The sequence below is a fragment of the Bifidobacterium aesculapii genome, assembly GCF_001417815.1.
Classification (GTDB): domain Bacteria; phylum Actinomycetota; class Actinomycetes; order Actinomycetales; family Bifidobacteriaceae; genus Bifidobacterium; species Bifidobacterium aesculapii.
In genome coordinates this window covers 18,942-33,469 of sequence record NZ_BCFK01000046.1, presented here as the reverse complement: position 1 = coordinate 33,469, position 14,528 = coordinate 18,942, and the positions used below count along the sequence as shown (strand labels likewise).

Annotated in this window: 7 protein-coding genes; all 7 read left to right on the top strand. The window is 61.6% G+C overall.

The genetic code is table 11. The features are described 5' to 3' along the window. Positions 1–501 precede the first annotated feature (501 nt). A complete protein-coding gene (locus BFAL_RS06555; protein ID WP_152973577.1) occupies positions 502–1,161 on the top strand; it encodes a hypothetical protein in 660 nt (219 codons plus the stop codon). A 27-nt stretch (positions 1,162–1,188) separates the two neighbouring features. Further along, positions 1,189–1,329 carry a hypothetical protein gene (locus tag BFAL_RS11250; protein WP_160319049.1) on the top strand — a complete coding sequence of 47 codons (141 nt, stop codon included), beginning with the start codon at positions 1,189–1,191 and terminating at the stop codon, positions 1,327–1,329. Positions 1,330–1,774: 445 nt separating this feature from the next. Then, on the top strand, positions 1,775–3,184 hold the full coding sequence (locus tag BFAL_RS06550) for a metallophosphoesterase family protein (protein WP_055427616.1): 1,410 nt from the start codon (positions 1,775–1,777) through the stop codon (positions 3,182–3,184). 1 nt (position 3,185) lies between these two features. Then, positions 3,186–6,707, top strand: a complete 3,522-nt coding sequence (locus BFAL_RS06545; protein WP_055427615.1) for an AAA family ATPase — start codon at positions 3,186–3,188, stop codon at positions 6,705–6,707. Between the two features lie 568 nt (positions 6,708–7,275). After that, entirely contained in the window at positions 7,276–10,572 is a 3,297-nt protein-coding gene (gene ileS, locus BFAL_RS06540) for a mupirocin-resistant isoleucine--tRNA ligase (protein ID WP_055427614.1), read from the top strand. A gap of 345 nt (positions 10,573–10,917) precedes the next feature. Beyond that, the gene (cas7g, locus tag BFAL_RS06535; protein ID WP_055427613.1) at positions 10,918–12,189 is read left to right on the top strand and encodes a type I-G CRISPR-associated RAMP protein Csb1/Cas7g; all 1,272 of its coding nucleotides are present in this window, start codon (positions 10,918–10,920) and stop codon (positions 12,187–12,189) included. Between the two features lie 11 nt (positions 12,190–12,200). Further along, positions 12,201–13,919, top strand: a complete 1,719-nt coding sequence (gene csb2 / locus BFAL_RS06530; RefSeq protein ID WP_055427612.1) for a type I-G CRISPR-associated protein Csb2 — start codon at positions 12,201–12,203, stop codon at positions 13,917–13,919. Positions 13,920–14,528 lie beyond the last annotated feature (609 nt).

Below are 14,528 nucleotides of genomic sequence, written 5' to 3'. Positions count from 1 at the left end.
GGAAAACCCACGCGAACCCGGCGGAACAACGACGCCCCCGGGGCCTTCCCGTCATCCACGCGCACGATCGCATGCACGCGGGAACCCCACGGACACCGGTCCGGGAGACCCCCTCCCGTACCCGCAACGCGACCCGGCAGGCGCCCCCGCACACGACCCGGCCGCCGGCCGACACGATCCCCATCACACGGACTGCGACGACGCACAAGACGCGGGAGAGACCGACTCCCGACTGAGGAACCTATAATCCATACGCAATCCTGCGCGTGGACTCGCATCATGTCTCCATGCTTCTGCTGCGCATCAACACTGCCGAATGAATCATGTAAGCGGTACATCTTTGCTCATTTACATGTGCGACCGTATGGCACGCCGCACGGTGGAGATGGAGAAGGTATGCTTCGTGGACAATGGTGAGATACCGGACTACTACATCATCTTCTGATGGGGGCGTATCTGAGCGTACACGAGGTGGTCATATGCGTGAAGGAGGATGATCTGATGCGGAATGGACGGGAAGATCTGATGGGCGGCCGGGAGCGTCCGCTGGTGCTGATCGACTTCGATGGGGTCATCAACCAGTTTCCGGACGAGAAGGTGCGTCGACGTCAGAATACGACGTCGTGGATGAAACAGGGCGATCCGCGCATCGCCCTGTACTCCCCGGACAATTGGTTCATACCGGATCATAAGGAGATAGTGACCACACGGTATCATGGGCGGTTGCGTCTCCTGTGGGCGGCCGGACTGGTGGATCGGCTCAAGGCGTTGGACGTGGACATCCTATGGCTGAGCACGTGGCAGCCCTACACGGACATGCTGAACGTGCATCTCGGCGTCGGGTGGGAGACAATCCAGTGGTACGATCCCGTCACTCGGGTGGGACGCTACACGGGCAAACGCCGTGCGGTGCTGAACCATCTGAAGTACGGTCGGCCGATCGTATGGATCGATGACGAGGAGACCACCTATGATGCGGGGCTCGCCATCACCGCCCAGGGGCCGCAGGCGCCGGTGCTTGCAGTGGGGCCGGAATCGCACATCGGCATCAACCGTGCGCAGATGACCATGATCGAACGATTCGTGGCCTCGCCGCCGCAGAAACCCGAGGTGCGGTTCGAGGTGTGTGGCAACGACCATGAGGAGCATTGGGGATTCTGAATAGGGCAGGTGGAAGGAATGACAGACATGGCAACGTTCGACGGTTTGCAACGGGCACTTGATGAATACGGACGGTACTCCACCGCTGATGTGGGCGGTAAAGGCCGTAAGATAGCCGGCACCCATGTTGCCGTCGAAGTGCTTGCCCATTCTCCGTGGTCTGAATGATGAGGCTTTCTTGGCAGATGCTGAGGTAGAGGATGCTTTGTTTCGTCCGATTGACGTGGGCCATGAACGAAGGTTCGTGTCACATCCGCTTATGAAAAACGCCGCTGGTGTGTGCCCTGGCCGAGGAAAACGAACTGTTCAAGGCACGGTTCTATGTACATGCAATGTACAAAACACCGTATGTGGTGTCTGGGAATAATGGACTATCTCATCTTCGCTGTGCTACTGGTCTCTTGGATGAGGGGATTGTGTTCCTCAACTCGCAGGCTCCGATGAGATGACACGCCGGCCGGCGTTCTGATAGGAGATTTGCCGACGAAAAACCGGTACAGATGTACCGGTCCGGGATTGTCCGGTTTACGGTGATGACGGTACGGAACATTGGTGGCCGTGCGGCGGTGACGTTATGGAGCCGCGGCCATACGGTAAGGCGAAAGGAGCCGGCATGAGGGTGCTGCATACCTCCGACTGGCATATCGGGCGCAGGTTCAAAGGCGTAGACCTGCTGAGATACCAGCGTGCTGCGTTGGAATGGCTGATCAGTCTGATCGAACGCGAGCATGTGGATGTGCTATGCGTGTCCGGCGACGTGTACGACCTGTCCGTGCCGTCCGCCGAGTCGGTCCGATTGTTCGACGAGATGTTCGCCCGCCTCGGCCGGGTCCGGGTCGGCAGTAGTCCGTTGGAGATCGTCATCACGCCCGGCAACCATGATTCCGCCATCCGTCTCGGCGCCGGTGCCGGACTCATGCTTCCGAACGTACACATGCGTTGCGGTCTCGGCGACATCGCCGAACCGGTGCTGGTCGAGCGTGGCGGTGAGACGCTCGCCGTCTACACGGTCCCGTACCTCGACCCGGACACGGCTCGCCCCGGTATGCAGGCGCTGCTGGAAACGGCCGGTGCCGATAACGGTTCGGAGAAGCGCATCCCGCGTTCGCATGAGGGCATGATGCGGGCGGCGCTCACGCTCGTCACCCGCGATCTCGCCGCCCGGCGCAGGCGTGATCCGGCGCTGGTCGCCATGCTCATGGCGCACGCGTTCGTCTCGGGCGCCTCGCCCAGCGATTCCGAACGCGCCATCACCGTAGGCGGCGTCGACAGCGTGCCGGCGTCCCTGTTCTCCCATAGCGGGCTCGACTATCTGGCGCTCGGGCACCTGCACCGTCCGCAGCGGGTGAACATCCCGGATGCTCCGGTGGAAGGTTCCGCGCCAGGTTCCGACTCTGGCTCTGGCTCTGGTTTTGGCTCCGTGAATGACGGCGGCGCCGGGGCGGAATCCGTCTCCGGATTCGGTTTGGACCGCACTCCGCAGGCGCTCTACAGCGGTTCGCTGCTCGCCTACTCGTTCTCGGAAAGCCACGTGCCTCCGGTGGAGGGCAATGGGAAAAGCGTCGTGCTGTTCGACATCGATGGCGGCGCGGTACATGACGTCCGTACCGTGGACGTGCAGTCCGGCGAACCCGCGTTCGTGCGATTGGAAGGTACCGCAAGCGAGCTGCTCGGCGATCTCGCCCGGAAGCACCGCGACGACTGGGTGTCCATCACCGTGCATGTGAACGCATTCCCACAGGGCATCTACCAGAAACTCGACGACCGGTACGCGCACGCACTGGAGAAGAACATCGTCTACGACCGCAAAACCTCCTCCGCCGGCCGACGCGCGGTCGACCTGCGCAAAGCCAAATCACATCTGGACGTGGTCGAACAGTTCGTCCGCCACCAGCTGGACCGCGATCCCGACGAAGTGGAGACCAAGGTGCTGCGGTCCGTGGTGGAGACGGTGGAACATCAGGACGACGAACATGCCACCGGCATGACCGATACGTCGACGCTCAACGGAAAGGAGCAGTGAGATGAGACTCATCGCCATGAAATTCAGCGGTTTCGGACCGTACAAAGGCGAATACGCCATCGATTTCACCGCGTTGATGCGTTCGCGCATGTTCCTCATCGACGGTGAGACCGGCGCCGGCAAAACCACGATCCTCGACTGCCTGACATTCGCCCTGTACGGCGTGATCTCCGGCAGCGAAACCGACAGTCTGAACGCGGCCGGCGACGGCCAACGCGTCCGCTCCAAGTTCCTGATGAACGACCGTGCGGAAACCTACGTCGACCTGATCTTCCAAGTCGGCGACGGCTACTACGAGGTGCGCCGCACGCCGGCATACGACCAGCCGAAAACGCGCGGCGAAGGAACCACCAAACGCAACGCCACCGGCAAACTCATGCGCCTCAGCCAAGGCATCGCCGATCTGACCCGGGAGAACCGCAACGATCCGGAACGATACTTCGCGTACGCCGAACAGCCAAGGCATGCGGAAGAGGTCGCCACGCGGGCCAGGGAGGTCAGCGTGGAGGTCACCCGCCTGATCGGGCTGAACCGCGAACAGTTCTCCCGCACCGTCATGCTCGCCCAAGGCCGGTTCGCCATGTTCCTCGCGGCCAAACCCGAAGACCGCACCAAACTCGTCAAAGACCTGTTCGGCGCGCAGATCTACCAGAACATCCAGGACGAGCTCGTCACCCGCCGCAAAGCCACGCAAAACGAAGTCGACCAATCGTCGAACCGCCTGACCGACACCATCCACACGGCGAAAACCGAAGCGTCACGCATCCTCGAACAGCGCGGCTACGACGTGACCGCCCTGGAGCTCCTCTCGAACCCGCAATGGGGACTCGACCGCGACGATGCCGGCAAACTCGCCTTCCCCGCGCGCGGGCCGAAGGAAATCCGCAAAACCCTGCGCACGACCGTGACCCGCGTGGAAACCGAAGTCGAAAAACTGGTGCGCCAAGGCAACAACGAATACGAACAGGCCCGACAGACGCTCGACGGCACACGCGCACGATTCGACACCGCCACCGCGTTGCGACAAGCGGCCGAACAGGAGAAAAACGACGCCGACACCCTGACCACGCTGCACGGGGAGGATGCGAAGAACGAAACGTCGCGTACCCGGCTTTCGCGTGCGCTCGCCGCACAGCCCATCATCAGACTCGAACAGGCAGTCGACGCGCTCGGCGAGAAGCAGGAGCGACTGGCCGAACAAGCGGCCGAGCTGAAACACCGGCTCGCCCAATACCCTGCGGCGGCGGAACTGGAAAGCCGCCGCGAGCAGGCGTTGCGCGAAGCCGCAGGAGCGGAAACGGCCCGGCGTGACCTCGAACAGGCTGACGCGCACGAACAGCTCATCCACGCGGCCGAACAAGTCAAGCGTGAGCATGCGCAAGCGCAGAACACACTGGAACATGCCCGGAGTGCGCAGCAGGAATCCCAACAGAAGCTGGCCGACCTGCCATCTCGCGAAAACGTGGACCAGCAGCTGCAGGACATCGCCGAACAACTAGGGGCCGCAACCGCTCTCGACACGGAACTCGTCCAAGCGAGACGCGTCCTCGACCACGCCAAGAAAGCCGAACGGATTGCCTGCAACATTCCCAAGCTCGAACAACGTCGCCAGGAAGCCGCCGACGCGCTGCAAGCCGCCGAAAACACCGTGCGAATCGTCGAAGCGAACATCAGACAATCCGGGGCCGCCAAATACGCGGCGCAACTCACGGACGGCGAACCATGCCCCGTATGCGGCAGCCGCGAACACCCCGCGCCCGCCGTTACGCCCAGCAGCCAACATGGAATCGACGAACTGGACGAGCTCAAGCAACGCGTCGAAGAGAAACGCGAAGCCGACACGCAAGCACAAGCCGCGCTGCGCGACGCCGAACACGACCTCGACACGCACCGCGAACAAGCCGAACACCAGTCCGTTGAACAAGCGCAGGAACACATCGACGGCATCCTTGCACGCATCGACGCATTGGACGAACTACGCGACCGCCAATCCGAACTGCGCGACACGGCCGCCGCCATCACCGCAGCGGACAAACAGACGCAGCAGGCGCGCAACGAGCTCACTGCGGCCGAAGCCAATGCGAAAGCCGCCGCCGCAACCATGCGCGACGCCGAACGGCAAGCCCAGCCGTACACCATGGCGAGCATCGAACAGGAACGCGCCGACGCGCGCGCACGCCTCGAAAACGCGCAACAGCAGGAAACCATCGCCGAACAACTCAAACAACGCCTCGACGCGCGCAACACGCTCGACAAACAACTCACGCAAGCCAACGCGCAAGCCCAAGCAGCCGCCGACGCGACCACAGCCGCAGCCGGCGAACTCGCCCAAGCTCTCGCCGCCGAAACCCGCTTCGACAGCATCGAGGAAGCACGCCAAGCCGCAATGAGCGAAACGGAACAAAACGCGCTCCGACAGTCGATCCGCCGGCACGAAAACCAGACGAGCATCGCCCAAGCCGCGCTCCAACGCTCCCGCACCGCACTGCGCGAAACACTCGACCACATCGCCGAACACAGCGAAACGGCGCTGAAGGACCTCATCGGCGCCGCAGCATACGATACGGTGCAGGAAACGGCACCCGACGCGGCAAACGGTGCAACAAGCCGACACCACGGTGAGGCGGCCGACGCGACGGCCAACGCGACGGACAGCGCGGCAGTCGGTGCGACGGCCGACATGACGGACCAGTCCTACAGCGACGAAACCGGCGAAGCAGACGAAACCGACGAAACCGGCACCCCGATCGCCTACATGAACACCGGGGAGCCAACCGCCCTCGGCACAGCCATCGAACATATCGACCTCGCCGCACTGGACCAGCACGTATGCGAAGCCCAAGAACGCGCGGACGCCGCCGGCACACGCATCGGCACGCTGCAGGCAATGCGGCAGAACTGGACCGAACGCTCGACCGCCATGCTCGATTGCGCCGACGCATGGGCCGACCTGACCGCACGATTCGCGCCGCTGCAACGCATGGCCGCCCTCGCCAACGCTGACCGCGGAACCCTCGCCGCATCCAACGGTCTCACCCTCATCACCTACGCCGTCACCGAACGGTTCCGAGACGTACTCGACCGCGCCAACGAACTCCTCAACGACATCCAAGGCGGCATCTACGAACTCCGCCTCGACGACACAGAAATCAGAAAAGGCGCCGGCAAAACCGGACTCGACATCACCATATTCGACCGGCGCACCGAAGAGGAACGCAACCCCGGAACCCTCTCCGGCGGGGAGACCTTCTTCGTCTCCCTCGCACTCGCGCTGGCGCTCGCCGACATCATCCAAGCGGAGAACGGCGGCATGAGCATGGACACGTTGTTCGTGGACGAAGGCTTCGGCAGTCTCTCGCAGGACTACCTGTCCGACGTGATGGACATGCTGCGCCGCATCAGCCGCACGCGCGACGTGGGCATCATCTCCCACGTCGACTGGCTGAAGGACCAGATCGCCGAACGCATCAGCGTCAGCCGCGTCACCCCGGACGGGGAAAGCCGATTGGAGGTGATCGCTTGAGGCATCGCAGAATGATCGCCTGAATACTTGTCCGTCCGAGCCATCGCCTGAATGAGACGCGCCTTGCGCGGGGCATGCACCGTGATAGTATGTGCGGCGAAGTCAAGGCAGTGATCCGTTATCAGCGGGGAGCCTTCGGAAGAACGGCGCTTATGCGCCGCACGACGGAACACGTGATAACGGATGTGGCGGTCGGATGACGACCGGCCGCGTTACGGGACGTGATCGTCGCGCGGACGTCGCGCCCAGTAGAACCGACGGGATCGGCCCGACACAGCCGAACTCAAGCGGTCACGCGGTATCGGCAGTCGCAAGACGGCCGGCATCGACGTCGACAAGCGAGGTGGTACCGCGGTGACGGGCGTGCGACGGCAGTCGTGCGGACGGCATCGTCCTCGTAGGCGGGAAGACATCGGACGTCACTCCCCAGCGGAACGCAAGGTTCCGGCCACGAGCGCGGCACACACCGTCCGCGGGACCGGAACGTATGCGCGTCGCGCCGGGGGCCGGCGCAGCCCGAAGCCATTCTCGTAGGACCAGAGCAAACCGAACACCGAGGAGAACAACGGTGAGCGACAACGTATACCCCAAGGCGAACGAGGGCGGCGAGACCGCGCACGTCGCGCCGAACCCCAGCTTCCCCAACATGGAGGAGACCGTCCTCGACTACTGGGACAAGGACGACACCTTCCAGAAGTCCGTCGAACGCAACCCCTCCGGCGACCACAGCCAGAACGAGTTCGTGTTCTTCGACGGCCCGCCGTTCGCGAACGGCCTGCCGCATTACGGCCACCTGCTGACCGGCTACGCGAAGGACGTGATTCCGCGCTACCAGACCATGAAGGGCCGCAAGGTCAACCGCGTGTTCGGCTGGGACACGCACGGCCTGCCCGCCGAGCTCGAAGCGCAGAAGGAGCTCGGCATCGACTCGGTCGACCAGATCGAGAAGATGGGCATCGACAAGTTCAACGACGCCTGCCGCGCCTCCGTGCTCAAGTACACGCACGAATGGCAGGACTACGTGCACCGTCAGGCCCGCTGGGTCGACTTCGAGCACGGCTACAAGACGCTGAACATCCCGTACATGGAATCCGTGATGTGGGCGTTCAAGCAGCTGTACGACAAGGGCCTCGCCTACCAGGGCTACCGCGTGCTGCCGTACTGCCCGAAGGACCGCACGCCGCTGTCCGCGCACGAGCTGCGCATGGACGCCGACGTGTACCAGGATCGTCAGGACACCACCGTCTCCGTCGCCGTCAAACTGCGCGACGAAGACGCCTACGCCGTGTTCTGGACCACCACCCCGTGGACCGTGCCCACCAACTTCGCGATCGTCGTCGGCGCCGACATCGACTACGTCGAGGTCAAGCCCACCGAAGGCAAGTACGCGGGCAAGAAGTTCTACTTCGGCAAGGCGCTGCTGCCGCACTACGAGAAGGAACTCGGCGAAAACTACGAGATCGTGCGCGAGCTCAAGGGCTCCGAACTCGAAGGCCGCCGCTACTGGCCGGTCTTCCCGTACTTCGCCGGCGAGAAGGCCGAGACGGAAGGCAACATTCCCGGCCCGAACGGCTACACGATCTTCACCGCCGACTACGTCGACACCGTCGAAGGTACCGGACTCGTCCACCAGGCTCCTTACGGCGAGGACGATATGAACACGCTCAACGCGAAGGGCATCAAGAGCACCGACGTGCTCGACGAAGGCTGCCGCTTCACCGCGCAGTGCCCCGATTATGAGGGCATGTACGTGTTCGACGCCAACAAGCCGATCCTGCGCAACCTGCGCAACGGCGACGGCCCGCTCGCGCAAATCGACGAGGACAAGCGCGCCATCCTCTTCCAGGAGAAGAGCTACGTGCACTCCTACCCGCACTGCTGGCGCTGCGCCACGCCGCTCATCTACAAGCCGGTCTCCTCCTGGTTCGTGTCCGTCACGAAGATCAAGCCGCGCCTGCTCGAACTCAACCAGCAGATCAACTGGATCCCCGGCAACGTGAAGGACGGCCAGTTCGGCAAGTGGCTCGCCAACGCGCGCGACTGGTCGATCTCCCGCAACCGCTTCTGGGGTTCCCCGATCCCGGTGTGGGTGTCCGACGACCCGAAGCACCCGCGCGTCGACGTGTACGGTTCGCTCGAAGAGCTGAAGCGCGACTTCGGCGACTACCCGCGCGACAAGGACGGCAACATCAACATGCACCGTCCGTGGATCGACAACCTGACCCGCTCGAACCCGGACGATCCGACCGGCAAGTCCACGATGCGCCGCATCAGCGACGTGCTCGACTGCTGGTTCGAATCCGGCTCCATGTCGTTCGCGCAGTTCCACTACCCGTTCGAGAACAAGGAGAAGTTCGAACAGCACTTCCCGGCCGACTACATCGTCGAATACATCGGCCAGACGCGCGGCTGGTTCTACCTGCTGCACGTGATGGCGACCGCCCTGTTCGACCGTCCGGCGTTCAAGAACGTGATCTGCCACGGCATCGTGCTCGGATCCGACGGGCAGAAGATGTCGAAGCACCTGCGCAACTACCCGGACGTGAACGGCGTGTTCGACAAGTACGGTTCCGACGCGATGCGCTGGTTCCTCATGAGCTCGCCGATCCTGCGCGGCGGCAACCTCATCGTCACCGCCGAAGGCATCCGCGACACGGTGCGCCAGGTCATGCTGCCCGTGTGGAGCTCCTACTACTTCTTCACCCTGTACGCGAACGCCGCCGGCTACGACGCGCGCCAGCTGCGCCCCGAAGAAGTCGCATCCCTGCCGGAAATGGACCGCTACCTGCTGGCCCGCACCCGCCGACTCGTGGTCTCCGCCGAGAAGTCGCTCGACGAGTTCGCCATCTCCGACGCGTGCGATGCGGCCGCCGACTTCATCGACGTGCTCACCAACTGGTACATCCGCAACAGCCGCGACCGCTTCCTCAACAAGGACGAAGGCGCGTTCAACACGCTGTACACCGTGCTCGAGGCGTTCATGCGCGTGCTCGCGCCGCTCGCACCGATGGAAGCCGAATCCGTGTGGCGTGGCCTGACCGGCGGCGAATCCGTGCATCTGGCCGACTGGCCGTTCGTCACGGACCCGAAGACCGGCGAGAGCACCGAACTGGGCCGCGTGCTCGTCGACGATCCTGCGCTCGTCGCCGCCATGGAGAAGGTGCGCGAGGTCGTCTCCGGCACGCTGTCGCTGCGCAAGGCCGCGAAGATCCGCGTGCGCCAGCCGCTGAGCAAGCTCACCGTGGTCGCCGAGGACGTGGACGCCGTGCGCGCCTACGACGAGGTGCTCAAGTCCGAGCTCAACGTGAAGGACATCGAGTTCTGCACGTTGGAGGACGCCGCCTCGCAGGGCCTCAACATCGTGCACGAGCTCCGCGTCAACGCGCGCGTCGCCGGCAAGCGCCTGCGCAAGGACGTCCAGTTCGCGATCAAGGCGTCCAAGAGCGGCGCCTGGCACGTGGACGCGGCCACCGGCGCGCCGGTCGTCGAGACGCCGAACGGCGACATCGCGCTCGAAGACGGCGAATACGAGCTCATCAACCGTGTGGAGGAGAAGGACGCCGCCGAGGAGGCCGTGTCCGTGTCCGCCGCGCTGCCGACCGGCGGCTTCGTGATCCTCGACACCGCGCTCACCCCGGAGCTGGAGGCCGAAGGCTACGCGCGCGACGCGATCCGCGTCGTGCAGGACGCCCGCAAGTCCGCCGGCTTCGACGTGGCCGACCACATCGCGCTCACGTTGACCGTGCCCACCGCCGACGCGGCCAAGGTGGCGGCCTTCCGCGACCTGATCGCCGCAGAAACCAAGGCCGACGAGTTCGTCGTGGCCGAGGGCGGCGAACTCAAGGCCGAGGTGACGAAGGCCTGAGATGTGGTGGCTGAGCGGTTTCAGTCTAGCTGTTTGACTGAGGCATGTGATGACTGATTTGAGGCCGCTTGAGACACGCCGATAAAACGGCTTGATAAAGCCGATAGCGAGGAATCCGGATATCCCATGAGAGGGTATCCGGATTTTTCTTTCGGTTTTTCCGGTACATATTTACCGTTGCCTTGCTGTCGCGCTTATGGTGATTCCACACAGCGTAATCAGATTCCAGTCAAGGAGGTCGGCAATAGGAATGGTTGAGTCCGGTCTGGAACAGAGTACGCTTGTCCCTATCGGTGGTTTCGCCGCGTAGGGAACACGGCGGTTCCCATGAAGAAAGGATATGAGATGAAGGAACAGAACGAACTTCCTGAGTTGACTCTTGAGCATTTGAAAGAGGCCTCGAAGCCGGGAGGGCCGAGCACGCTGACCGAACGGACGTTGCTGGAACCGGCTGCGGGAATGGACGGCATAGTGGCGCCGGCCAAGTATGCCTCCACTAGAACTGATGGGGCCACCTATGTGTTCGAAGATCGATACATGCCGCTTGACGAGGACGGAAGGGTGACCGTCTCCGGCAAGCCGACGAAGCAAGGAGAACGCAGGCGCGTCGTGCTTATCGATTCCCGCACGTCACAAAGCAACCGTGCCGAGGAGTATATCGTCCAGGCCATGGAGGATGAGGCCTCGGTATTCGCCAAAATGCCTCGTATCAAGGTAACATACACTTCTGAGGATGAGGTCGGAAACCCGATTGAGCGTGTGGCATATGATGTGACGCTGCCGCATCGTGCGTTCGACGCGCATATCCGTATCGGTGAGATCGATGGAAGACCGGCATCCAACTATCCGGAGTATATTCAGGCTCGTAATGCGACTCCGGCCAACTTGAATCCGTTGTTCAAGTTATCTCCGGTCACGGTCGCCTTCGGCGCGTGGGATTCGACCCGTAACAAGAACCAGCTTCGTCTGCCGTCGCCGTACAACGGAGAAATCATCGGTGTGACCGCCAATCAGAAAGAAGATGCGGTAGTGTTCCGATCAGGTGCCCGCATCGATCCCATCGAAGCCAGCATCACATTCACTAAAGATGATGCTAAAAATGTGGCGGACATTATCGGGTCGGCTATCAGCGACAAATTGAAGGCCAAATTCAAGAAGGAGGCCCGAAGCTCTATCATTGGTCTTGGAGCAATTCCTCCGCAGGCCGAGGGAGCTGTCGATGGCATCGCCGTCAGTGATATTGTGCGGATTCATGTGCTGAGTTTCTCCATGCTGCGTGCCCTGCATTTCGGATACGGCAAAGAAGGAGACGAGTCCATTCGTGTTCTTATCGCCGCGATGATTCTTGCCGCCATGGCTGGGAGCAATACGGAACTGAATATCAGGGCCAACTGCATGCTGCGCGAATCCGCAGCCCCGTCGACCGTTCTGGATAAGCGCTATGGCAAGTCCATTGAGCTGACGCCTTTGACGCTCGAGCATGCCGAAGAGTTGCTGAAGGATGCGTATGAGTATGCCAAGGAAAAGACCGGTCTTGACTGGCATGGCCAGACGCTTGAGGTTACAGGCAACCCGCTGGTGATTAAGAACGCGACCGCTGAAACCGACAACGAGTAAATGGGGCGCCGATGTCTTTCAACATCCGTGTTTCCTTTCTGATGCATACGTATCAGGGGGCGGACGAAACAGGGAAGCCTGAGCCGTTCCCCTCCCCGGAGCGGTTCTACAGAGCGTTGGTGTCCGTCGCATACGGTGTCTTTGGATTCGATTCCTCCGACTCTCAAGAGAGCACTATCTCTCAAGAGGGCACTATCGACGACCGGTCCGTACGCGAAGCGCTTGCTTGGCTGGAGGGCAATCCTCCGGATGCGATTCGTCTGCCTGCCATGGTCGCGGGAAGTCTTCGCAATGCCACTCAGGCGGTTGCCTATCGCGATCGAGGCAGCTGGGATAATAAGAAGCACCACTCCGCGACGAAAGACGCGGCTGCCTGTTCCTCCGTCGCCTATGACATTACGGAAGCGGGGGACTTGGTATGGCAGTGGCAGGAGGTTCCAAGCCCGCGCGTCGCCGAAGTGCTCAGTGACTTGTGCTGGGAGGTGCCGTACCTCGGTGAGGCGTGCACGCCTGTGCGTGTCGTAACGGAAAACGAGGATGAATACCCGTTGCCGGGATCGTTGAGGCAGGTGGAGGAAGGCTCGTTGTCTTCGCTGCAATCCATGAGCGATTTTCATATCCCGTGGAAAGGGCACCTGCAGGAGCTGCAACAGGGATATAGGCAGGCCTATCCGAAGCGTGTATCCAAGCCATCCGGTACTGAGCAGGAAAAGAACGTATTATCCAATACGTTGTATGGGTCAGTGCGTCGAATCGGATATATCGATGCCGAGACGGAAAGTGCCGGAGACAACACCTTCATTGCGCCGTGGAATCAGTGCTTCTTCATTCCCGTGACGAATCCGCAGGAATGGCGTCCCAGGGAGAACCAGCTTGTCGCATGGGCTGTGGCCATGCATCGACTGCTGGTCCGTCAATGGGGGTCGGATGTCTCTCCGATGCTGACGGGCCGCTATCTCGTCCCTGACGGTTTCGAACGACGTCCCGCCAACAATGTCGCCATTCACGCTCTGACCTCCGACGTATCGTCGGTGGTGACCGATGAATTACGCGGTTTTCTGCCGGGATTCCTGATAATGGTACCGTACGACATGCCGGTCGCCGAAATCAGCAGACTTGCGGAAATATGCGATTCGGTTGAGGGGCGCTCGCTCTTTTACTCAGCCAGGGAGGACACTCTCAGGCTCGGAGGGATGCAGGAACTGGAGTCTACACATATATGGGCTTCGGTTCCGGATGGGAAAAAGCGCTTCTGGCTCCCGTATCCGCTGTGCATCCGGGAAACGTACCCCGCCAAGCATCCGACCGACCGCAAACGTCGTTGGGGAACCCAGGAAAGCATTGCGTTGGCTATCGGTCACGCTCTGCGGGACTCATTCCTGAAGACAGCGGATATGTCTGAACAGCGCGGCGAATCCGATTGCAAATCGGATGGCGGAAACGACTATTGGGATCTCATCGAACGCGTATGTGCTTCGAATTCGCCGGTGCGTATATACAATGCGCATCCGGAGTCGCGAACGACGATGGCCGACTACGTGCACAGGACACAACGCAACGCGCTCTTGGCAGGTGCCAGCGCGTGTCTGTCTTTCGCTGACGAGTGCGGTTTGAACCAAACCGTCATGGCAATCGGGCAGAGCCGCCACTTGGGAGGCGGTCTGCTTGTTCCCCTCGATATCCCAAACGTCCTGATCGATAACGCTTCCGGAAGGCCGGTATGCATATGACAGACACGATACGGATTCCCGATGCAACGACGGACCTCATCGATGCTATGTTCGACAAGTTCGTCGCCGCTGCGCACGATGGCTGCAGACCATACCAATGGCAGCGTCGTCTGCTCCACAACGTCATCGAACATGGTCGATGGCCGGACCGTCTTGATGCGCCGACCGGTGCTGGCAAAACCATGGCCATCGACATCCATGTCTTCCTAAACGCTTTGGCGGGATTGTCCTTGGTTGAGGGCGAAGAACTCTATGAGGCGCTGGCTGGCCTGAACTTGAATGGGTTGCCGCGTCGTCTGGTGATGACTGTCAACCGACGTTCTTTGGTCGACGACCAATACGAGCACGCATGTGAGCTATCCCAAAAGATCAATGACAGCGGTGTGACTTCGGGAACGGACAATCCTTCCATTCTGAGTAGTGTGCGAAGGGGGTTGGTATTCCGGGAATCTCTGAACGGGGACGAGCATGGTGTATGCGATTGTCGTATTTTGCGCGTAACGCGTTTGCGTGGAGGCGAGCCGGTCGATGGCAGGACTCGGGAATGGCGATACCATCCGACTGAATGCCAGGTAATATGCGCTACGCCGGATATGTTCGGCAGCCGCT